Origin of the sequence: Pseudobutyrivibrio ruminis, assembly GCF_015057245.1 — a bacterium.
Classification (GTDB): domain Bacteria; phylum Bacillota; class Clostridia; order Lachnospirales; family Lachnospiraceae; genus Pseudobutyrivibrio; species Pseudobutyrivibrio ruminis_E.
The window spans coordinates 113,605-136,269 of the sequence record NZ_SVET01000004.1; the positions used below are offsets into that span (position 1 = coordinate 113,605).

Annotated in this window: 16 protein-coding genes; 10 read left to right on the forward strand and 6 right to left on the reverse strand. The window is 39.3% G+C overall.

Annotation, left to right across the window (positions count from 1 at the left end; genetic code table 11):
* Positions 1 to 136: 136 nt before the first annotated feature.
* Positions 137 to 5,278 carry a SpaA isopeptide-forming pilin-related protein gene (locus tag E7274_RS05235; protein WP_304174312.1) on the forward strand — a complete coding sequence of 1,714 codons (5,142 nt, stop codon included), beginning with the start codon at positions 137 to 139 and terminating at the stop codon, positions 5,276 to 5,278.
* Positions 5,268 to 5,855, forward strand: coding sequence for a class D sortase (locus tag E7274_RS05240; RefSeq protein ID WP_304174314.1), 588 nt, complete (start codon positions 5,268 to 5,270; stop codon positions 5,853 to 5,855). The genes E7274_RS05235 and E7274_RS05240 overlap by 11 nt, the downstream gene beginning before the upstream one ends.
* Before the next feature lie 35 nt (positions 5,856 to 5,890).
* Here E7274_RS05240 and E7274_RS05245 read toward each other — a convergent pair whose 3' ends face one another.
* Positions 5,891 to 6,703: a transglutaminase domain-containing protein gene (locus tag E7274_RS05245; RefSeq protein WP_304174316.1), complete on the reverse strand. Its 813-nt coding sequence runs from the start codon at positions 6,701 to 6,703 to the stop codon at positions 5,891 to 5,893.
* 278 nt (positions 6,704 to 6,981) lie between these two features.
* Here E7274_RS05245 and hypB point away from each other — a divergent pair, with 278 nt between their 5' ends.
* The 4 genes from hypB (at position 6,982) to E7274_RS05265 (ending at position 13,207) form a co-directional block, all read left to right on the forward strand.
* Positions 6,982 to 7,653, forward strand: a complete 672-nt coding sequence (gene hypB, locus E7274_RS05250) for a hydrogenase nickel incorporation protein HypB (RefSeq protein ID WP_304174318.1) — start codon at positions 6,982 to 6,984, stop codon at positions 7,651 to 7,653.
* A gap of 70 nt (positions 7,654 to 7,723) precedes the next feature.
* Complete coding sequence (locus E7274_RS05255; RefSeq protein ID WP_304174320.1) at positions 7,724 to 10,507, forward strand: FAD-dependent oxidoreductase; 2,784 nt, start codon at positions 7,724 to 7,726, stop codon at positions 10,505 to 10,507.
* Between the two features lie 827 nt (positions 10,508 to 11,334).
* Complete coding sequence (locus tag E7274_RS05260) at positions 11,335 to 12,336, forward strand: alpha/beta hydrolase (RefSeq protein WP_304174322.1); 1,002 nt, start codon at positions 11,335 to 11,337, stop codon at positions 12,334 to 12,336.
* Between the two features lie 115 nt (positions 12,337 to 12,451).
* Positions 12,452 to 13,207, forward strand: a complete 756-nt coding sequence (locus tag E7274_RS05265; protein ID WP_304174325.1) for a helix-turn-helix domain-containing protein — start codon at positions 12,452 to 12,454, stop codon at positions 13,205 to 13,207.
* A gap of 55 nt (positions 13,208 to 13,262) precedes the next feature.
* Here the strand turns inward: E7274_RS05265 and E7274_RS05270 are convergent, their stop codons facing one another.
* From E7274_RS05270 to E7274_RS05290, 5 genes are all read right to left on the reverse strand, one after another.
* A complete protein-coding gene (locus tag E7274_RS05270; RefSeq protein ID WP_044937393.1) occupies positions 13,263 to 13,865 on the reverse strand; it encodes a cytidylate kinase-like family protein in 603 nt (200 codons plus the stop codon).
* A gap of 49 nt (positions 13,866 to 13,914) precedes the next feature.
* Positions 13,915 to 14,574 (reverse strand): hypothetical protein, encoded by a 660-nt coding sequence (locus E7274_RS05275; protein WP_304174327.1) that lies wholly within the window; start codon positions 14,572 to 14,574, stop codon positions 13,915 to 13,917.
* A complete protein-coding gene (locus E7274_RS05280) occupies positions 14,571 to 16,070 on the reverse strand; it encodes a TrkH family potassium uptake protein (protein ID WP_304174329.1) in 1,500 nt (499 codons plus the stop codon). The genes E7274_RS05275 and E7274_RS05280 overlap by 4 nt, the downstream gene beginning before the upstream one ends.
* Positions 16,071 to 16,076: 6 nt before the next feature.
* Positions 16,077 to 17,465 carry a Trk system potassium transporter TrkA gene (gene trkA, locus E7274_RS05285; RefSeq protein WP_090479578.1) on the reverse strand — a complete coding sequence of 463 codons (1,389 nt, stop codon included), beginning with the start codon at positions 17,463 to 17,465 and terminating at the stop codon, positions 16,077 to 16,079.
* Between the two features lie 66 nt (positions 17,466 to 17,531).
* A complete protein-coding gene (locus E7274_RS05290; protein ID WP_044937401.1) occupies positions 17,532 to 18,032 on the reverse strand; it encodes a hypothetical protein in 501 nt (166 codons plus the stop codon).
* A 127-nt stretch (positions 18,033 to 18,159) separates the two neighbouring features.
* Here E7274_RS05290 and guaA point away from each other — a divergent pair, with 127 nt between their 5' ends.
* The 4 genes from guaA to E7274_RS05310 all read left to right on the forward strand — a co-directional run bounded on the left by guaA (position 18,160) and on the right by E7274_RS05310 (position 22,623).
* Positions 18,160 to 19,707 carry a glutamine-hydrolyzing GMP synthase gene (guaA, locus tag E7274_RS05295; RefSeq protein ID WP_304174331.1) on the forward strand — a complete coding sequence of 516 codons (1,548 nt, stop codon included), beginning with the start codon at positions 18,160 to 18,162 and terminating at the stop codon, positions 19,705 to 19,707.
* Positions 19,708 to 20,330: 623 nt separating this feature from the next.
* Positions 20,331 to 21,128: a hypothetical protein gene (locus E7274_RS05300; RefSeq protein WP_304174333.1), complete on the forward strand. Its 798-nt coding sequence runs from the start codon at positions 20,331 to 20,333 to the stop codon at positions 21,126 to 21,128.
* Positions 21,129 to 21,198: 70 nt separating this feature from the next.
* On the forward strand, positions 21,199 to 21,711 hold the full coding sequence (locus tag E7274_RS05305) for a DJ-1/PfpI family protein (protein ID WP_304174335.1): 513 nt from the start codon (positions 21,199 to 21,201) through the stop codon (positions 21,709 to 21,711).
* 33 nt (positions 21,712 to 21,744) lie between these two features.
* Entirely contained in the window at positions 21,745 to 22,623 is an 879-nt protein-coding gene (locus E7274_RS05310) for an SPL family radical SAM protein (RefSeq protein WP_304174336.1), read from the forward strand.
* Positions 22,624 to 22,665 lie beyond the last annotated feature (42 nt).

Genomic DNA, 22,665 nt, shown 5'->3' on the forward strand with positions numbered 1-22,665 from the left:
TCTGAAAAAACAATTTTAGAACATAGATTGTATTGACATTAACACATTACATTTTATAATAATAAACTGGTTTGGAATGATTTAGTTTCCAAGTGGGGGGCAAGAGTATTGAGACACAAGAAGGGAACTATAGATAATGAAAAAGAGAATTATGGCGGCAGTTCTGGGCTTTGCTATTATATTTAGCACCTTCAGCTCGGATTTAGTGTCGCAAGCAGAGGGAGTCGCAGACCCCCAACAGGTGGAAGAGCAGACGCAGCTCGAGACACCAGAAACAGAAATAATAACTGAGGAACAAAAGAAAGAAGAAGTTCCAATTAACAAAGAGGAAGAGAAAGAAGCAGAGGAGCCAGCTGTAACAGAGGAAGCTCAAGAAAACCAGGAGATGGTTTCCGAAGAGCCTGTTCAAAAAGATGAAAAGGAAATAGTTACTGAGGATGTAATTTCTGATGATACTGAGACAGAAAACGAAACTGTAGAAGAGAATGTTTCAGAAGAAAAAGAAGATGCTTTTTCTCAGACAAAGGAGATTGATGGTGTTAAAATCTCCATGACTGCAGCAGCAGGGGTACTTCCAAAGGACAGCCACTTTGAAGCAGTTGCCATCACTGGAAAAAGCAACATCTCTAAAATCGAGGATGCAGTAGAAAAGAACCTTGTTGATACAAAGTCAGTAGTAGAGGTGAAGGCATTTGACATCACTATCTATGACGCAAACGGAAATGAGGTTCAGCCAGATACATCAAAGGGAAATGTACAAGTAACTTTCAACAATATCGACACAGCAGAGGTAAAAGCTGATGCTAACAAAGATATGGAAGTATTCCATGTGTCCGATTCTATGAATTCAGCAGAAGCTGTAGATTCAAGTGTTGGAGATGGCCAGATTAGCTTTGAGGCAGAGCATTTTTCACCATACGCAATGGTAACTGTTGTAGATAATACTTCTGATAGTTCTAATGACTTAGATGAGAATGCACTTATAGAATCTGTCGTTGTAAAAAATGGTGATACAGTTCTTTCAACATCAGGCGATAATGATGTAAGCTTTGCGGACGGATTGTCTGTAACATATAAGTTTAAAGAGAATATTGTAGTTGCAACAGACACTAACGGAATAGACGGTGACTATGTCATCCTAAAACAAGGTAATGCATATAAATTACCAACCATTGATGTATCAAAACTAAAGCTTAGTGGTACTGGTATTCTAACTACATCTGTAGGTTTAACAGATGAGGATACAAAAACAACCACACACATAGGTGACATATTAGTAGATACTTCTACGGGTGAGGTTACATTGCAAATAGCATCAGAAGGCGTTGATGATGGAACCAGCATTAAAATTGATGATTTCACTATTTCATTTTCTTTGAATGAAGAAAAAATAGGTACAGCTACGGAGTATGAGTTTAAAATTGGTGGTCAAACATACAGCTTATCAATTAGTGATAATATTGCTAAAGAGCCAACAATGAAAACAAGTGGAGCGGTGGCAGATGGTACAGAAACTGTTACATGGACTACCACTATTACTAATGATGCTAATCCAGTTGATTATTCTAGTACAGGATATGTTTTTACTGGAGTTTTGGATAAATCACAGATCCTAGATAAGAGCAGTTTTAAGATAACTACTAACGATAAGGATGTTACGGATACATCAAAATTATCAGTTACTTCAAATGAAGATGGCACAACCACTATTACATATGTGATAGATAAGGATAAGGTAGATACTTCAAAGAGTGGCTCAACTGTAATTACATACAATACATCAGTGGACTTCTTAGGAAATGGAGGAGCGGCAGAGCCTTCTAGTTCTAAAAATGTCACTAATGATGTAAGCATTGCTGAATCAACAACGTCTACAGAGAATATTGCTGATGCTACTGGAAGTGTGGCAGTAGCTGCTGTAAAGGCTGTTCCAACCATTGCAAAGGCTATTAATAATGCTGACGGAAGGTTCACAAAAGATAGCAATGATAATGGTGTTGGAAGTTGGACTATTACAGTTAATTCAGGTGGATATGCACTTCAGAATCTTATAATTTACGACTATATGGTTCTTGGAGATAGTTCCACTGATTACACATTTACCTTAGATAAGTCATCAGTAGTAGTAAAAAATGGTGATAGTACCCTTACCGACGGAAAAGATTATACCCTTGTAACAACAGCTGGTACTAATTCAGATGGTAATGCTTACAGTTGGTATATTGAATTTACCAGTGTGAAAGCGGGTACAGAATTTACAATTACATACAACACATTATTATCAAATTACACACAGTATCTTCGTACTAACCATTCCACAGCCCCTTATAATAATGCCTTTATGACATATGAGTATGAAAAAGGAAATGGAAATTGGGTTCAGGTAGAAGGCCCATCAATGAAGGTGTCAAGTACTATCACTACAAATGCGGGTATTTCAGTATCTACTGGAACCAGTAGTAAATACGATGCTTCAACTCATCAGATTACATGGACGGTAACTGTAAATAAAGAGAAACAAGGTTTGACAGGGGCAGTTATAACAGACGTTATACCATCAGACCAGACTTACGTTTCATCTACAGTAAGCGATGAAAGTGTTACGAGAAATGGAAACACTATTACATTTGATATTGGTGATGCTGCAAATGAAAAAACTATTACATTTGAAGTAGTCACTCAGCTTACAGATGATCAATACGATGATTTCTGGGCACAGAATGTTGAGAAAACATATTACAATCCATTCACCTTGACAGCGAAGGAACTTTCTACAGATGGACTTACAGTAACAGCAAGCTGTGACTGTACAAGTAAGGTTATTGAATTAACAGCAAGCGATTATAACTATGACACTCATGAGATAACATATACTATTGCGGTTAACGATAATAAAATGCTTTCAAATGGTATATCAGTAGCAGACGATTTAGCTTCTCTTGGGTTGGAGCTTGTAGATGGAACAGTAATGCTTGATGGAACAGCGCTTTCAAGCGATACATCTACTGGGGCTTGTTATTCATATACAAATGGCAAACTTACGGTATATGCAGATGATGTTTCTAGCAGTGAAGTGGGAACGGATGCAGCAAAATCTACTATTACATTCACTGCAAAGGTTACTGATGAAAAGCTGCTAGCTGCGACAGCTAACACTCAGGAGTTAACTATTGCGAATACTGCAACATTATCAGCAACTACTGAGTATAAGGCTGATTTTACTGAGACGGACTCAGCAGCAACAACATTTAATGATAATATCATTATTAAATCTGCTTCAGTAGATTCAGATAGTCTTAGTGTGGATTATGTTGTTACTTTTAATGCAAATCAAATTGAGCTTCCAAAAAATGTATTAATAACAGATACGCTTGGAGCCAGCATGGATTTAGATTTATCTTCAGTGAAACTATATATTGGTAAAGTAAATGCATCAACAGGTGAAGTTACAAATAGCGGGCAAGAAGCAACTGGCTATACAGTTTCTACTGCTGTAAATGATAGCAATCAGACTGTGCTTTCGGTAAAGCTTGAAAACTTAGCAGGAAATAAAGATGCGTATTATTTAACATATTCTGCAGCTGCTACTGATTTTGATGCTAACGATTATGGAAATGCTGTTTCAATAAGTGGTTATACTAATACAGTTATATCAACAGTAAACGTTGAGGCAAAGATTTTAGCTAAAGTTAGTGGAACGGCATCGTCATTGCCAAAGATTGTGATAACAAATGTGGATGCAGATGATAACGCGGTAGTCCTTGCTAATTCAACATTTGTTATAAAAGATACAGGTGGCAATGTGATTAGAACCATTGTTACAAAGGCTGATGGTACTGCAAGAACCATTGGTGGAAAGCTAAAAAATGGTTCAACATATAAAATAACTCAGGTATCTGTCCAGGATGATTACGTTCTAGTGTCAGATCCTGTGGAGGTTACTATAACAAGCAATGCAGCAAATATCACAATTGAGAATAAAAAGCTTTCAAAGGATATTTCTATTGCAAAGACTGATGGTCTTGGGAATGCAGTAGAAGGCGCTTCGCTACAGATTACATGGGTTAATTCAAGTGGTGATACAATTACAGCAGATTCATGGACATCAAATTCGCAAACTCACAGCTTTACAGCTAGTTATGGTGTTGAATATACCTTAACAGAAACAAAAACACCTTTTGGATATGCTGATGCATCTGATATTCATTTCAAAATTACAAATGGTCAGCTTTATCAGTATGTAAATGGCGAATGGGTACAAAAAGATTCTCTAGAGATGGTAGATGCGCCTCTTGATACATGTGAGGTTTCAATAAGCAAAGTATCTGCTGGTCAGGGGAATGAACTTGTTGGAGCAGAACTGATTCTTAGCAAAAATTCAAATGTCTCTCAGGCGGCATCTGATTACGTGGCCAAGTGGACTTCAGATGGTTCAGCAAAGGAATTTGCTCTTCCTAGCGGAACTTATTATTTATATGAACTATCAGCTCCAACAGGATACACTGTGGCTGATAGCATTTCTTTTAAGATTACAGATGATTACAAGCTTCAGATTGCAGATGAGGATGGCAATTTTGTGGATGCAGAAGATTCTGTGATTACCATGATTGATGAATATGATTCATCAGCTAAGGCTGCTATTACAATTAGTCCTGAAACATTAGGTATTGATCCTGCACTTTTCACTTCAATGAAATTTGCTTTATATACATTTAATACAACTACTAACAAGTTAGAGCTGGTTGAGCCTACAAGCTATAACGAAGAAACTGGTGAGTATACATATGAAATAAACTATCAGGATGAATATGTAATCAAGCCAGAGGGCGAAATAGAAGGATATGATCCTGTTAATCCAGTTACAATTAAAGTAATGGATAGCCAAGAGGATAGTGATGGACAGAGCACTCCTGTTATTATGTCGAAGACATTTGGCGGTGATTACACAACAACATCACTTGGAACAATTGGTGCGTTGGTAACACCACAGCTCACTCCTATAGTTACTACAGCAGAGTCATCATCAACATCCACAACTGATGCTACATCTACTGCATACTATGGCAGTGCAGCAGTTTCTACTACAGATGATGGATTGGTGTTGAAGGATAAGGATTTGGCGGCTGGGGCTGATTTGGCAAACACAAGTGAGACTGCCCCACGCCTTGCAAAGACTGGCGGCTTTGTAGGTACATTGTTTGGATATCTCACAGCAGTGGCGCTTATCCTTGCTGGTTTGTATTTAACACTTGGAAAGAAAAAGGAACATGACAAATAAACAATCTATTAAAAAGATAATAGGTTTAACGTTAATCGCATTGGGACTGGGCTTATTGCTCAGTTCTATTGCATTAAACCTAAAGCAATACTATTCGAAAAAGAAGACGGTGCAGGAGTTCAAGGAATACATTGAAAGCGGCGACGCCTTCCTTGATACAGATAGCAATGAAGCTGTCACAGGAGATATGCTTTATATCCTCCGAATTCCATCTATCGATTCAGAAAATCCTGTGAGAGAGGGTACTGAAAGAGATGTGTTATCAGATTCTCTTGGACACGAATCGGGAACTGCTTTTGCAGGAGAGGAAGGCAACTGCGTAATAGCAGGCCACAGGAATTACAACTTTGGTAAATACTTTAATCGTCTTGATGAGGTTGAGATAGATGATTTGATTTATCTGGATTCAGCCACAGAAACATACACATATGTGGTAACAGACATTCAGGTGGTGGACCCTACAGATGTGGAGATTTTAGAACCTATTGAGGGCAAAGAAACACTCACTCTATACACCTGCACACCAATCTATATAGCAACACAACGCTTGGTAATCATAGCTGAGCGAGTAATATAACAAAAGCCGGCCTGGTTTCATTTCAGGCTGGCTTTTTAGTTACAAGCCACAATTCTTCCGGACAGACTAGAACGGCTGTGGTCTGAAGCGAATGCGGCGTCGCTTTTATTGAAATAGTCGTAGGAAGTGATGCCCATAGATTCAGAGATTGAATCGTCCCAAGTCAAATCTACGTTATAAAACTTTCCGTCAATCTTAACTATGTTCCAGGCGTGGGTGCTTCCCATAGAAATTCCAGTTACATAATAGCAGGTGATGCCTAGGCGCTGGCAGGCTGCCTGGAATGCTCTGGCATAACCGGCGCACACTGAGGTGCCAGTTGTAAGGGCTGAGTATGCGCTCTGATTCATATGGTTATCAGGATCATAGGTGTTCATTTGGCATATAGTGTCATGCAAATATTTTTCCTGGTCCACCTGATTGGTGAATTGCTTCGCGCCTGCAACAAGCGAATTTAAAACACCGTTGAAATTTGCCTGAGCTTGAGGCAGTTCATCCTTTGTGATGCAGAATTTCAGTCGAACCTTATGAACAATATTAGATGAATCTACAGCATATTGATATGATGTGTACACCCAGAAGAGCTCTGGATGATCGTTGAATAAAGAATTCATTGTATCTTCCAGGCTTTTTTCGGATATAGGTGTGTCCAGCGCAAAAAGCTCATCATTGAAGTTAAGTATATTCTGGTAAATCTGATTGTAAACGGAAAGCTGATCAGAATTAAGAAGCTGTAAATATGGGTACAAAGGTTCATTTGAAGTGAGTGCAGTACTAGTTATTGTGGTAGAATGTAGACTAAATATTAGTATAATTAAAAGACACATCGAACAAACTCTATTCTTCATATCTCATCACCCCAATTAATAGTTTTTAAAGGAGAATCGTCCTATTTTCAGATTATAAGTAAAAATGGTGAATAAAATTTGTGCAAAGGCCCGTGTTCACAAAGAATTCACAGTGATAATACACACCCTGTGTAATAAAGTAGCTTTGTTCCAGAATCTATACCGCTTCGTGGCGAAAAAACTTATTGACAATTTTTTATCAATTAGAGTATATTATATATACAGGAAACTGAAAAAATGAGTTAGAGTTTACTAACACAATTTGGTTAGGAGAGCTTATGCTAGATTACAAAATCATCGAAGTTAAGCAGAGCATCTTTGAGGACAATGATGCAGATGCTGATAAGCTCAGACAGGAGATTAAAGAACAGAAGACATTTCTTGTTAATCTGATGTCAGCTCCTGGTTCTGGCAAAACAACCACATTATGCCAAACAATCTCTCGTCTTAAGGACGAAATGCAAATCGGTGTAATGGAGGCTGATATTGATTCTGATGTGGACGCTGCCACAATTACTGCGGCAGGAGCACGTGCAATTCAGATACATACAGGAGGCATGTGCCATCTCGATGCAGATATGACCCGTCAGGGCTTGCATGAGTTTGGAACAGAAGACTTAGATCTTGTCTTCCTGGAAAACGTTGGTAATTTAGTTTGTCCAGCGGAATTTGATACCGGTTCATCAAAGAACGCTATGATTCTCTCTGTTCCCGAGGGAGACGACAAACCACTTAAGTACCCACTGATGTTTTCAGTGTGTGATGTAGTGCTTATCAACAAATGCGACACACTTCCAGTGTTTAGCGAATTCTCAAAGGAGGCTGTTGTGGAACGAATCCACAGTCTTAATCCTAATGCGAAGGTTATCTTTGTATCAGCAAAAACTGGCGAAGGATTTGATGAGTGGATTGACTGGTTGAGGGGCCAGGTTCAGCAGTGGCAGGCTTAATGCTTGGAATTGAGACTTTTTGAGGGAAGTATAAATAACAGTTTTAGGGCAATTAAAGGAGGAAATTAATATGGGTATCGGACCAGACAATTTGGGCGATTTTTATCCTGATTGGGTAAGTGATTTAAAGGATGAAGATCTACGTCCAGAAATTCTTCAGCTTGGAAAGGTAATCACAGATAGAGCTAAAATCAAGCTTGGTCTTCAGAAGATTACAAAGTACGATCCAGAGTACTGGGCTGTAGCAAATCTTGCACCTACAAAGGAAATTGCAGAGCTTGCACTTTCTATGGGTGGCATTAGAAAGCCAAAGACTTTCAAGGAGCTTCTTGAAATCACTGGCCTTGATGAAAAGACACTTGAGGAAAGACTTGAGAAAGCAAGCTGGACAGGTCTTTTAGAGTGGAACTATGAGAACGAAGCTCACGAGAAGCAGTGGGTACTTCCTATGTTCGTTCCAGGTTCTGCAGAGTTCTCAAACATGAATCAGGATTTCTTAGCTGAGCATCCTGAGATGGGACGTTTCTTTGAGAGAATGAGCCGTCTTCCACTTGAGGGACTTACACACATGGTACCACCAGGAGGCGCTGGTATTGGTATGCACGTTATCCCTGTAGAGGACGCTATTTCAATGGAGCAGGAAGCAATCGGACTTGAGAAGATTTCTTACTGGCTCGATAAATACGAAGGAAAGTATGCTAAGTCACCATGTTCTTGCCGTCTTTCTAGAAAGACATATGACGAGGGCTGCGCTGATGATCCAGAAGGATGGTGTATCGCAGTTGGTGATATGGCAGACTACGTTGTTGAGACAAACAAGGGTGGTGTTTACATCACTAAGGAAGAGGCTCTTGATATTTTCAAGCAGGCTGAGGACAACGGCTTCGTTCACCAGATTACAAATATCGATGGCGAGAACAAAATCTTCGCTATCTGTAACTGTAATGTAAATGTATGTTATGCACTTCGTACATCACAGCTTTTCAACACTCCAAACATGTCACGTTCAGCATATGTTGCTCACGTAACAGCTGAGGATTGTGTAGCTTGTGGTAAGTGTGTTGAGAACTGCCCAGCTGGTGCTGTTAAGCTTGGTCAGAAGCTTTGCACAGCTGATGGCTCACAGGTTGAGTATCCAAAGCAGGTTCTTCCAACAGAGCGCAAGTGGTCAACAGACGAGTGGAACGACAACTATCGTGACACAAACAGAATCAACTGCTACGACACAGGTACAGCTCCATGTAAGACAGCTTGTCCTGCACATATCGCTATCCAGGGTTACCTTCGTATGGCAGCTCAGGGACGTTACAAAGAAGCTCTTGCTCTTATTAAGCAGGACAATCCACTTCCAGCAATCTGCGGTCGTGTATGTAACAGACGTTGCGAGGCAGCTTGTACACGTGGAACAATCGATGAGGCAATTGCAATCGATGAAGTTAAGCGTTTCTTAGCAGAGATGGATCTTAAGTCAGAGACACGCTACATCCCTAAGAAGATCGTTCCTTCACAGAAGGGTGAGTTCACAGAGAAGGTAGCTATTATTGGTGCAGGTCCTGCAGGTCTTTCTTGTGCTTACTTCTTAGCACTTAAGGGCTACAAGCCTACAATCTTTGAAAAGAGCAAGTATCCAGGTGGTATGCTTCGTTACGGTATTCCATCATTCGTACTTGAGAACAATGTTATCGACGCTGAAATCGAAATCATCAAGGAGCTTGGTGTAGAGATTAAGTGTGGCGTTGAAGTTGGTAAGGATATTTCACTTGATGAGTTACGTAGCCAGGGCTACAAGGCATTCTACGTAGCTATTGGTTGCCAGGGTGGTAACAAGCCAGGCGTACCAGGTGATGATGCTATCGGTACAGCAACAGCTGTTGATTTCCTTCACGAGTGCTCAGAGAACGAGAAATACGATATCAAGGGTGACCTTGTTGTTATCGGTGGTGGTAACGTTGCTATCGACGTTGCTCGTTCTGCTAGACGTGTTGGAAATGAAAAGGTTTCTATGTTCTGTCTTGAGAGCAGAGATATCATGCCTGCATCTCCAGAGGAAATCGAAATCGTTGAAGCAGAGGGCGTTGAGCTTAACTGTGGATGGGGACCAAAGGAGGTTCTCGTTGATGAGGCGGGAGCTGTTAAGGGAATCGTTCTTAAGAAGTGTACTCGTGTTAAGGACGAGACAGGTAGATTCTCTCCACAGTATGATGAGAATGACACAATCACTGTAGAGTGTAAGCACGTTATCTTCTCAGTAGGACAGCGTAGCGTATATGGAGATCTCTTTAAGGGTTCTAAGGTTGTTATCGAGAGAGGCCCTAAGGCTGATGCTCTTACATACCAGACAGATGAGCCAGATATCTTTGTTGGTGGTGATATGTACACAGGCCCACGTTTTGCTATCGATGCTATCGCAGCAGGTCGTGAGGGAGCTATCTCAATCCACAGATTTGTACAGCCACACAGCTCACTTACAATCGGACGTAACCGTCGTGACTTCATCGAGCTTGATAAGGAAAACATCAAGATTGGTGATTATGATCACAGCGCACGTCAGATTCCAGGCGTTTCAAAGACAACTGTTGATGGAGAGCTTACATTCCGCGACAAGACAGTTGAGCTTACAGAGGAGCAGATTAAGAAAGAGACAGCTAGATGTCTCAAGTGTGGTGCTTCAGTAGTAGATGAGAATAAGTGTATTGGTTGTGGTGTATGTACAACTAAGTGCGAATTCGATGCTATCAAGCTTTACAGAGAGCATCCAGAGTGTTCAAAGATGACTCCATCTGAGGACAAGCTTAAGTATGTTCTTCCTAACGGATTAAAGCAGCGTATTAAGGTTGCTTTCAAGCACAGATAATTAAATAAACTATAGGTTGATAAACAACCCGTTACGGCTACAAGCCTAATGAATTCTTCGCTCGGCAACACGCCTCGCTTAAGAATTATCAGAGCTTGATGCCTACGGGTTGTTTTTTAATAGTATGACTTCTTGCTGACAGAAAAATGAAATTGTCAGCAAGAATCCTGCTTTGCAGGACAAGAAAATAGATGAATCTATTTTCTTGGTATTTACGATTTCTGTTTTTCTGATGAAAAACAAAAATCTATGTATTATTAGAACTTGATAGTTATCCATGGCTTTTTTATATCTAAATATTATCAGGGCTTGATAGTTACTCAAAATACTTTGGGGGTTGAGAAAATGATTATTTAGTTAAGTTAAAAAGTGATAATGGTATATTTCACTTAAAAAGTGGAAGAGTGGTTAAGTGTATATGAGAAAAAAAGAAATAAACTTAAAATAAGTTAAAAATATTTAGGTTATTTTAAGTTTATTTTCAAGATTAGAATACTCACTTAACTATTTTAGGTGTTAGTTAAGTTTATTCATGTTTATGAATAATAAACTTAACAAAATAAAAAATTAGAAACAAAAAGTTAAGTTTATTTTGGGCGAAAAGCAAATTCACTTAAGTGGATTTCTCAGTTTTAAGTGAAAGTTATTGAATAATGAAATTCACTTAAATGTTAGTGGATTTATATATAAGTGAATTTGAGAAATTCATAGATGAAACTTAACTGTAAATAAATTGCTAATATCATAAGTAAATAAAAATAATTCAATTTATTTTGTGGCAGAGAATAGGTATATATTATGCTATTATATAGGCATAGGAGGGACATATGCGAAATATTTATTTATTTGCAAACGGATTTGGCGAGACGGTGAGAACACTGATTATCGCGTATCTTATACTTACATTCGTATTTACGGTATATTCTGTAGCCAGGATGTACTATATAGAGCATAAATCAAATAATGTGAAGGGCGGTAGAGCCAGAGTAAAAGAGCTGCATGCATCCGGTAGATTTAGGCAAATTCCGGTGTATTCCATGGAGGAAATGTCTAAGGATAAACATAAAAGAGATGTTAGGCTTATGTATTTTCCAGCAGATAACCCTAAGAGCAAGCGATTTGTAGTTGTTCTTCCAGGTGGAGGTTATGCACATCTTTGCACAAGACAGGAGGGATATCCTGTTGCGGCAGCTCTTAATGAAATGGGAGTAAATGCCTTTGTGCTTGAGTATCGCACGGGACGTGATTGCGAAGCCTTTGCTCCAATGCAGGATTTAGGCACAGCATTACAGAGGATTCAGTTAAATCAGGACCAATACGGTGTTACTTTAGACGGCTATGCATTGATGGGATTTTCCGCAGGTGGAAACCTGGCGGGAATCTTTTCCAGCCACAAGTTTGGTTACATGGATTACCAATTGCCTAAGCCAGGAGCAGTCATATTAGGCTATCCTTGGACTTGTGTTAACGATTGGTTACATCATCCTTACTGGAACATTTGGATTGGTTTGATGGGCATTTGGCTTAGCAACAGAGGCAGCTTCCATATGTTTGGATTACGTCACATCAGAAGAGGACGTGTGCTTCTAGATGTGCAGAAATATATTGAAGATGATTACCCACCAACCTTCATGTATTCAGGCTCTTGGGATGTTCTTGTTCCTGCAAGTCGTCATGCTGATGTTTTTGAAAGCGCCCTCAAGGCACATGGCGTTAATCATATCTATGAAAAGTATTTTGGTGTACCACACGGCATTGGCCTTGGCATTCGCACAAAAGCTGAAGGCTGGCTTGATAGAGCAGTGGAGTTCTGGGAGTCAGTAATCTAGGGAGTTCTAGTTTTCGTGGAGTCCGATTCTAGGCGGATTCTAGCATACATAGGTTTATTCTCACAGTCTTTTTCTATAGTCTAAAAGTGTAACAAAAGAAGCGGCAGGAGGTCACATGTTAGATTTAATCAAGACAGGTTCATTTATCTCGGAGATGAGAAAGGAAAAAGGTCTTACACAAAAACAATTGGCAGATCAGGTGGGAGTTAGTGACAAGGCAGTTTCCAGATGGGAGACTGGCAAAGGATTGCCTGACACCAGCATTATGCCAGAACTGTGCAAGGCACTTGATATTAATGTAAATGAGCTGTTATCCGGTGAGCGCCTGAACGCTGAGGCATATAGTGGAAAGGCGGAAGAAATAATGGTTAGTTTAGTTAAAGATGTTCAGGAGAATAAGAATGACAAAAAATCAGTAGTGCTAGGTTTAGCATTAGGCTTTGTATTGTTGATGTTAGGGCTGATTGGTATAGTGACAGTCAGCGGTTGCAGAGTTGTATATTTCCTTGATATTCCATCAGCAGTTTTTGTTCTGGCGATACAGCTTATTGTTTTAGGAGCAGGTGGACAGATGAAAAGCTTTCTGGGAGCGTTTAAGCTGATTTTTGGAAAGAAAGCAGAGAGAGAGGACGATGTTGCAGTGGTAGCTGCAGAATGCAAATTTGCTGTAAAATACGCCCAGAGAGGGGCAATCCTTGGCGGAATACTTTCCAGCATAATGGGATTTGTATCGGTGCTCGCTATAGTATGGAGCCAGTCACCCGATACCATCGGACCAAACATGGCAGTAGCAGTGTTATCATTGTTTTATGGAGTGTTATTCGTATTAATACTAATGCCTATCCAGGGCCGTCTTCATAAAATGCAATAAAAAAAAGCTAAATGTAATAGTCTTTGTCTATTACATTTAGCTTTTTTGTTTCTATTTATTCTGGGAAAGCTGCAGCTAAATCACAGATTGTCTTTACACACATTCCTTCACCCAGGGTGCCGCTATCAAGGATTACATCATATTCGCGGAAGTCGCCCCAGTTCTTGTCAGTGTAGTATTTGTAATATGTTTTACGCTGCTTATCTTTTTTTGCGAGTCTCTTTTCAATGCTGACATTCTCGATATTTTCATAGCGCTCTAATACACGTTTTTTTCTATGTTCCATATCTGCATGAATCATGACATTCATGCAACGAACTCCTTCTTTTCTAAGGATATAATCAGCACAACGTCCAACAATTACACATGGTCCTTTGCTTGCGCAGTCAAGGATGACTTTTTTCTGTGCAATAAAGATTTCATCCTGTGGGCTCTGGAAGTACATTGTTCCTGCCGCAGAGATATCAAACCACATTGCTGTGGATGAAGTGTACTCACCCTGAGTCTCTATAAGTTCTTTTGCATAACCGCTTTCAACTGCTACGCGATTAACAATTTCTCCGTCATAAAATGGGATGTTCAACTGTTTTGCCACAGCCTCGCCTATGCTATGACCGCCGCTGCCAAATTCTCTTGAGATGGTAATTACTGGATACATAGTTGTTCCCTCCAATCACATTTGATTTGATACTTTTCTTACTTCTATTTTATTTTTTTTGTGACAAAAAGTCAAAAAGAGTTGCATTTGTCTGATTATTGATTGAGGACCCATTTTCAGCCATTTCTCCAGAATCTCCACAGATATCTACGCCATATATTTCATGTGCGGAAAAAATCTTTCCCAGAATCTCTTTGATTTCTAGTAAGGTCATTGTTCCTTGGTCCCAATCTGTGATGGCATAATCGGTGGATAGTACATCCTTGTCGATAGAAATGTACAGTGGTAAATCAGTGGAAATATCAGAAATATCAGGCATATCACCAACACCAAAGGTGTAAACGTTCTTTAGGTGAGGCAATGTCTCCTTTGCCTCTAGCACCCAGCCTCCGCAAGAAGTAATCATACCAAAGCTTGGTGGCTGATCGTCAGGATGATGATCAAATAAAACCAGATTGAAATCTACATGTATTTTGCTCAGCCAAAGAAGAGTGAGATAGTGGTAGTTACCAGAATCTATAAAGTGAATTCCATCGGCTGGTTCGTTGCTTATTCGTTTTATAAGCTCTGCCTTGGCCGCATCGTCAAGATAGCATCTGGTGCCTTCAATATCTCGACAGTCTATAATATTAAGATTTTCGTTAGATTGATAAAATGACTGATGCAAATAGGCATCAGTCATTTCTATAATTGTTGTATTTAATTTCATTTTTTAAGTACTTTTCCTGCGTGTTTCAATTCTTTACAGCGACGTTTCTTAAACAAATCAGTCCATATATTAGGATGGAAGAGCATGAGAATTGGGAACAATTCAAGTCGGCCGGCAAGCATATCAAAGATAAGGATAATCTTTGAAAAATCACTGAAGAAAGCGAAATTTGATGCAGGACCAACCATGCTAAGTCCAGGTCCAATGTTACTCATTGTGGCGATAACTGCTGTAAATATTGTTGAAAAATCTAAATCTTCGAATGAAAGTGCAAATACACTTACAAAGAAGATGAGCATGAATGTTCCAAAAAATACGTTGTTGGAACGGATTGTATCATGGTTAACAGGCTTGCCATCCATGCGAGTTTTTCTGACGCTTCTAGGATGGATGTAACTGATTAACTCTTTGTGGACAGCCTTTCCCATAAGTACGAATCGGGATACCTTGATACCACCACCAGTTGAACCGGCGCAGGCACCAATAAACATCAGAAGTACAAGTACACATCGGCTAGTCTGTGGCCACTGGGCAAAATCTGCAGTAGAGAAACCAGTAGATGACTGAATTGATGTTACCTGGAATGCTGCCTTGGTTACAGCGTCAAAAAGGTTTGCACTGCTGTTTAAAATGTTTATAGTGATGATTCCAATAGAACCAACTGTAAGTGCGGTGTACATTTTAACTTCTTCCATTCTGAAAGCATCTCTTGCGTGATGGAAGAGTAGGTAGTAGTAAAAGTTGAAGTTTACACCAAATATAAACATGAATATTGCAACAATCCACTGACATGCAACGTTGAAACCAGCAATACTATCAGCATAGATACCAAATCCACCAGTACCAGCAGTGGCGATAGAGGTGTTGATTGCTTCAAATGGTGTCATGCCTGCAATAAGTAGTAGTATGAACTCTAAAAGTGTAAGTCCAATGTAGATAAGATAAAGCATCTGGGCAGTGTTTTTCAGCTTAGGAACAAGCTTTCCAACAGAAGGTCCAGGTGATTCTGCTTTCATCAGGTTGAACTGAGAGCCCTCACCACCGGCAAGTGGAATGACTGTAAGCAAGAATACTAAAACTCCCATACCACCAACAAAGTGAGTGAAGCTTCGCCAAAATAGAGAGGCGTGAGTAAGCAACTCTACGTTATCAAGGATGGATGCACCAGTGGTGGTGAATCCGGAAACTGCCTCAAATAAAGCATCTACATAATGTGGAATCTCTCCGCTAAGGCGAAGTGGAAGGGCACCGATTACAGAAAGGGCAACCCAAGATGCGCCTGTGCAGAAGAATCCTTCTTTTAAATAGAAAACAAATTTCTTTGGACGGAAATAGCTGTTTAGGATTCCGATGATAAGGCAAGGAAATGCAACAACTGCATAGTAAATCCATACATCTTCGTGATATATGAGAGCTACCATGATAGGAAGCATAAGGAACAAGCCGAGGAATCCAACAACATATCCTAAAATAAAACGAATAACGGAAGTATTCATATCCGATTACCTCAATGTATCAAGTATAGAGCCGAAGCCAGAGTGGGTTGTAACAACCACTACAGTATCACCAACTTCGATTGTGTCAGAACCGCTAGGAATGATGATGGTACCATTACGGTTGATAAAGGCGATAAGTACATTGTCCTTAAACTGGAGAACTGAGAATGGCACACCAGTTGCCTTTGACTTCTCGCTAATGTTGAATTCGATAGCCTCTACCTTTTGATCAAACAGGTGGTAGAGAGTAAGAATGTCATCACCATCACCAGATGCACTCTTTGCACGTACATAAGCAATAATTGACTCAGCAGTAATGTGTCGTGGGTAAACCACTGAACCTAAGTTGAGCTGAGATAGTACGTTATCAAAACTGATTCTATTAACCTTTGTAACAACCTTTGCATTGCTAACCTGATTAGCATAAAGAGTTAAAAGTATGTTTTCTTCATCAATTCCAGTGAGAGGAACGAAGCTTTCAACGTATTCAATGCCTTCTTCTCTAAGTAATGCCTCATCACCACCATCTCCATTAATGATGGTAGCCTTTGGAAGCATAACAGAAAGCTCCTCGCAACGCTCTTTATCGCGCTCGATGATTCGTACATTGATTCTGGCCTGAAGTAAGAGCTTTGCCAGGTAGAAAGAAGACTTTCCGCCGCCGACAATCAAGCAATCACGAACCTGGCGTGTCTTGAATCCGATTTCATTAAGGAAGGTACGTGCAAATCGTCTAGCACCTACGGCACAAACAATATCACCAGCCTTGAGAGTGTAATCGCCGGAAGGGATTATAACATCATTGTTACGCTTTACTGCGGCAATCAGTACCTTGCTGGAAATATTTGAACTTAAGTCTTTGATAGTAAGACCATCCAAAACATTTCCCTCTTCAATAGCGAACTCAACAAGCTCAGCCTGGCCGTGAGCAAATGAAGAGACTTCAAGAGTAGATGGCAATGAGAGAATAGAAGAAATCTCCCTAGCAGCTTCAAACTCTGGGTTGATAATCATAACGAGACCCAGCTTCTCCTGAAGATATGAAATTTCCTTTGAATAGTCAGGATTTCTAACTCTGGCGATAGAAGCGCAGTCACCTACCTGCTTTGCAATTGTACAGCATAGTAGATTCAGCTCATCAGAGTTTGTAACGGCAATAATGAGGTCTGCATCTTTAATGCCAGCCTCAACCTGAATGCTGTAGCTGGCACCATTTCCTTGAATTCCCATTATGTCGTATAGATTTGTAAGATTATCGATTCGATCCTGTTTTTGATCGATTACAACAATATCGTGACCTTCTTTAGAAAGTCTATCAACAAGGGTACGGCCAACTTTACCGCATCCTACGATGATTATTTTAAGTCCTCGTTTTGAGGATTTACCAAAAGCCATTTTGTTGCCTCCGAATAAACAAAATATTACATATTAAATGTAGTCGAATAGAGGCAAAAATTCAAGTTAAATTCGCACATCGACTCTTCTAGTAATACGCTTTGCAGCGTTATATAAATCAGACAAGTATTGGGAGTCTTTATCAAAGAAGTCTGAGAACTTGCTGACAGAGTAGTTTTTTGAAGCATTTTCATATAGTGACATACTGCCATCTTTATTTACAGTAATACCAATTTTGGCCAAATCAGAAGCATATTGAGTATTAAGGTTTTTAATAGTAGATGCTGCATTTTTTACAGAAGTGCTTCCCTTACCATATTTAACTGCAGATTCAAGGGTATTGTTCATGGTGTCAGTGAAGGCTTTTAGCTTCTCCTGAATCTGGTCTTTGGTTACATCTTCGAACTTATAATCCTGGAGATTTCTGATGGCGTTGCGCAGAGCAGTAGCGTCAGCAAAAGAAAGGGTACCAGTGGTAGAATTCTTTCTAGTAGAGCCACTTGCTACCGATGAATAGTGATTGTAAAACAATCTTATGCTTAATGAATTGGTTACGCTTACACTCATAGAAACTCCTTTTTCTTCATATCTAAATATTGTATCGAATGAAATCCTGTTAATATTAAGTTTTTTTGTTGAAGATTTTGAAAATTTCATCTATACTTTAGAAAAATTTATCTAGTAAGGAGCTGCTATGAATCAAGAGAAAGTCATTGTTATTGATTTCGGCGGACAATACAATCAGCTTGTGGCACGTCGTGTCAGAGAATGTAATGTCTATTGTGAGATTTATTCTTATCGTACCCCTATCGACCAAATTAAAGAGATGAATCCTAAGGGAATAATCCTGACAGGAGGTCCTAATTCATGTTATGAGGAAGGGGCACCTACCTATACTAAGGAACTTTTTGAACTTGGTATACCAGTACTTGGTCTTTGCTATGGCGCACAGCTTATGATGCATGTTCTTGGCGGTAAGGTTGAGAAAGCGCCAGTTCGTGAATATGGCAAAACTGAGACATTTATTGACGGATCAAAGGATACTCTTTTTGCAGGTGTTGAGGACTCAACAGTTGTTTGGATGAGTCACTTTGACTATATTTCTTCAGTGGCACCTGGGTTTGACATTATCGCTCATACAAATGATTGCCCAGTTGCAGCAGCAGCTTGTGAAGATAAAAAGCTTTACGCTATCCAGTTCCATCCAGAGGTACTCCACACTGTTCGTGGAAAGGAAATCCTTCATAACTTTGTAAGAAACATCTGTCAGACAGCTGGCACATGGCGTATGGATTCCTTTGTTGAGCAGACAATCGGAGAAATAAGAGAGCGCGTAGGTTCAGGAAAAGTGCTTCTTGCTCTTTCCGGCGGTGTAGATTCATCTGTTCTAGCAGCTCTTCTTGCAAAGGCAATTGGAAAGCAGCTTACATGTGTTTTCGTTGACCATGGCCTTCTTCGTAAAAACGAGGGTGATGAGGTAGAATCAGTATTTGGTTCAGAAGGCTCATTTGATATTAATTTTGTTCGTGTTAATGCGGCAGAGCGTTATTACGCAAAGCTCGCAGGCGTTGAAGAACCAGAACGCAAGCGTAAAATCATTGGCGAGGAATTCATTCGTGTATTCGAGGAAGAAGCTAAGAAAATCGGCACTGTTGATTTCCTTGCACAGGGAACTATCTATCCAGATGTTGTTGAATCAGGACTTGGCGGTGAGTCAGTAGTTATCAAGTCTCACCATAATGTAGGTGGTCTCCCTGACTATGTTGATTTCAAAGAAATCATCGAGCCACTTCGCAATCTTTTCAAGGACGAAGTACGTAAGGTCGGTTTAGAGCTTGGCTTGCCAGAATACCTTGTATTCCGTCAGCCATTCCCAGGCCCAGGCCTTGGTATTCGTATCATTGGCGAAGTTACAGCAGAAAAGGTTCGCATCGTTCAGGATGCTGATTATATTTATCGTACAGAGCTTGCAGAGGCAGGCCTCGCAAAGCTTCCAGACCAGTACTTTGCAGCACTTTCAAACATGCGCTCAGTAGGCGTTATGGGCGACGAGCGTACATACGACTACGCAGTAGTACTTCGTGCAGTTGAAACAGTAGACTTCATGACAGCAGAAGCTTCTGAGATTCCATTCGAAGTTCTTCAGCGTGTAATGAGCCGCATCATCAACGAAGTTAAGGGCGTTAACCGCGTAATGTACGATCTTACTTCTAAGCCACCAGGAACTGTGGAGATGGAATAGAGTTTATTGCTCTGAGAACATTGAGAATTCAATGTCCTCAGAGCTTTTTTATTGTCTCGTGACAATAAAATGACAATATCTGGTATTTGATTTGTAGATAGATTGGTTTATCGTTCAGATTTTCAGGATTGGGTATTGACAAAGTTGCTTTTGAACGTTATATTATCGTACGAGTTATGAAAAGTGTTCTATTTTTATCACTTATTTGGCAATTCGCCACAGTTTTCACGGTTGGAAAGAGAATGAAATAGCAGAAGTACAGTGATTATACGGTTTTTTATGAAAATAACTGTACGCTAATAAAAGCGAAAAGAGCTTAGATTATGATGATACAGTTTTTTTGATGCTGTCATCTAAAAACACTGTCATGGTTTATTTATATCGACAGTGATTTTTATACTATAGCCAGAAAACACTGTTTAAGTTTAAAATGAGGGGTTTGTTGTACAGTTATTTATCACAAGAGATAAAAAATAACTGTACATTTATGTAAACAGAAAATTTCAATACAGTTTTTTTGGAGGGGATTTCTAAAAAAACTGTATAGGGCAACAACTTATTTGAAATGAGGAGCTTTAGAATAGGCAAGGATGTATTAACAAAATAATTGATGTGGAGGAGTAATGGAAAATCATAAAAAGAAGTTAGAAGAACAGATACAAGAGCTAAATATTCTTATAAAGCGCTCTAATAGAAATGTATCTAAGTACAAGGATTTAGGCAATGGGCAGATTCATGTATCTCGGTGTCGTGGCAATTTTCAATATTATTATGTTGATAAGATGAATGGCATAAGAAAGTATATGGGGGCTGAGGATGAAAAAGCTATTAGAAAATATATTCAAAAAGATTATGAACTTGCATTAAATGAGAAATTAAAGATATTGCATAAACGTATAGATAAGTTTATCAGTCTATATGATATAAAAGAATTAACGGATGTATATGACAATTTGAATGAAGGACGGAAAAGATATGTAACCCCACTAATAGAACCTGATGATATATATATTCAAAACTGGTTAGAAAAACATCCGGGGCAGCAGAATCCATTCCCAGAAGAAGGTCTATATCAGACAAATCGAGGAGAGATGGTACGATCAAAGTCGGAAAAGATTATTGCTGATGCCTTGGATAAGTATAATGTTCCTTATCAATATGAGTCGATGTTAGAACTGGGCTATAGTACGGTATATCCTGACTTTGTCGCATTGAATACAATTACAAGAAAGACTATTTATTGGGAGCATCTAGGGATTCTTTCGGATATGGATTATGCTACAAAGAATTTTAAGAAGATACATAGTTATGAGAAAAATGGTTATATTCAAGGCCGGGATTTAATCACAACTATGGAGTCATCAGATGCACCAATTGATGTTAGGCTTGTAGAAGAGAAAATACGGGAGTTTTTGTTGTAGATATGGACGGCAATACACAATATTGTTATAATGCGGATTAATAACAGGGTAGGAAGGTAGAATTATATTTATGAAAACAGTTGTATTATTATATGAGACTTGTTGTATTTATGAAATCGTAATTACGAATTATTTTCTTCAGTGCACTGGACATGAAATAGTATTTGCTACAGTAGATGGAAAGTCAGTTACGGCACAGGAAAAGTTTTCTTTGAATGCAACTTGTGCGTTAAGAGAGATTGACCCTAAAGATGTGGAGCTTCTCTTGGTGCCAGGTGGCGACATTTCAACCATTGATAATGAAGAAGTATATTCCTTTATCCGTGCAGTTGTGGACAATAAGGGAATTGTTGCAGGAATATGCAATGGTGTAGATGTATTAGACAAGGCAGGAGTATTAAAAGGAATAGAATCAACGCATTCAGTTAAGGATGATTTGGTCGTTGGCGAGTATGTAATTACTGCAAGGGCCAATATGTATGTTGATATGGCCATAGCAATAGGAAAAAAGATGAATCTTTTTGCAGATGAGGCAGATTTGCAGGAGACTATCGATTTTTGGAAATTGCATAAGAGTTTTTAACACGAGAGCCGTAAAGGTGTCAGGAGGCAACAAATGCATTTCGTAAATGCGAAGGGGATATTAACTGCAAATAATGGTCGATGCGGCATGAACATTTATCGTGGTTGCACCCATGGCTGTATTTATTGTGATAGCAGAAGCAAATGCTATCAGTTTACCCATGCCTTTGATGATATTGAGGTGAAGCAGAATGCTCCAGAGCTTTTAGAGGCAGCGCTTAAATCAAAAAGAAAAAAATGTATGATTGGCACAGGTTCTATGTCAGATCCATATATGCACTGCGAAGAGCAGTTAAAGCTCACAAGACAGTGTCTTGAAATCATTTCTAAATATGAATTTGGCATAGCGATTCAGACAAAGTCAGACAGGATTCTTAGGGATATTGATCTTCTAGATGAAATCAATCAGAAGGCAAAGGCAGTAGTGCAGATGACATTGACTACTTATGACGATGACCTGTGCGCTATTATAGAACCAAATGTCTGCAACACGAAACAGAGAATACAGGTGTTAGAGGAGATGCAAAAGCGTGGTATTCCAACAGTGGTTTGGCTCACGCCAATACTGCCTTTTATAAACGATTCAGAAGAAAACGTAAATGCGATACTAGAAGAATGTATTCGCGTGGGTGTGAAGGGCATCATTTGCTTTGATATGGGCGTGACCTTGAGGGAAGGTGACAGGGAATATTTTTATGAGGCATTGGATAAAAATTTTCCAGGATTGAAAGAAAAATACATTAGAACCTATGGCAATTCCTATAATGTACCAAGCCCTAACAACAAAAAACTAATGCAACTTTTCGAGGATACTTGTAAAGCACATAAGATCCTTTATAAACCTGATGATTGCTTTAGCTACTTGAATGATTTGCCTGAGAGATATGAACAGTTGACGCTTAATTTGGTATAATCAATTGCAACACAAGCTCATCGAAAAAAAGACTACTAAGGA

Excerpts from the sequence above, each read along its gene's own strand:
- E7274_RS05235 (WP_304174312.1), top strand. The coding sequence starts at position 137 with ATGAAAAAGAGAATTATGGCGGCAGTTCTGGGCTTTGCTATTATATTT.
- E7274_RS05240 (WP_304174314.1), top strand. The coding sequence starts at position 5,268 with ATGACAAATAAACAATCTATTAAAAAGATAATAGGTTTAACGTTAATC.
- E7274_RS05245 (WP_304174316.1), bottom strand. The coding sequence starts at position 6,703 with ATGAAGAATAGAGTTTGTTCGATGTGTCTTTTAATTATACTAATATTT.
- hypB (WP_304174318.1), top strand. The coding sequence starts at position 6,982 with ATGCTAGATTACAAAATCATCGAAGTTAAGCAGAGCATCTTTGAGGAC.
- E7274_RS05255 (WP_304174320.1), top strand. The coding sequence starts at position 7,724 with ATGGGTATCGGACCAGACAATTTGGGCGATTTTTATCCTGATTGGGTA.
- E7274_RS05260 (WP_304174322.1), top strand. The coding sequence starts at position 11,335 with ATGCGAAATATTTATTTATTTGCAAACGGATTTGGCGAGACGGTGAGA.
- E7274_RS05265 (WP_304174325.1), top strand. The coding sequence starts at position 12,452 with ATGTTAGATTTAATCAAGACAGGTTCATTTATCTCGGAGATGAGAAAG.
- E7274_RS05270 (WP_044937393.1), bottom strand. The coding sequence starts at position 13,865 with ATGTATCCAGTAATTACCATCTCAAGAGAATTTGGCAGCGGCGGTCAT.
- E7274_RS05275 (WP_304174327.1), bottom strand. The coding sequence starts at position 14,574 with ATGAAATTAAATACAACAATTATAGAAATGACTGATGCCTATTTGCAT.
- E7274_RS05280 (WP_304174329.1), bottom strand. The coding sequence starts at position 16,070 with ATGAATACTTCCGTTATTCGTTTTATTTTAGGATATGTTGTTGGATTC.
- trkA (WP_090479578.1), bottom strand. The coding sequence starts at position 17,465 with ATGGCTTTTGGTAAATCCTCAAAACGAGGACTTAAAATAATCATCGTA.
- E7274_RS05290 (WP_044937401.1), bottom strand. The coding sequence starts at position 18,032 with ATGAGTGTAAGCGTAACCAATTCATTAAGCATAAGATTGTTTTACAAT.
- guaA (WP_304174331.1), top strand. The coding sequence starts at position 18,160 with ATGAATCAAGAGAAAGTCATTGTTATTGATTTCGGCGGACAATACAAT.
- E7274_RS05300 (WP_304174333.1), top strand. The coding sequence starts at position 20,331 with ATGGAAAATCATAAAAAGAAGTTAGAAGAACAGATACAAGAGCTAAAT.
- E7274_RS05305 (WP_304174335.1), top strand. The coding sequence starts at position 21,199 with ATGAAAACAGTTGTATTATTATATGAGACTTGTTGTATTTATGAAATC.
- E7274_RS05310 (WP_304174336.1), top strand. The coding sequence starts at position 21,745 with ATGCATTTCGTAAATGCGAAGGGGATATTAACTGCAAATAATGGTCGA.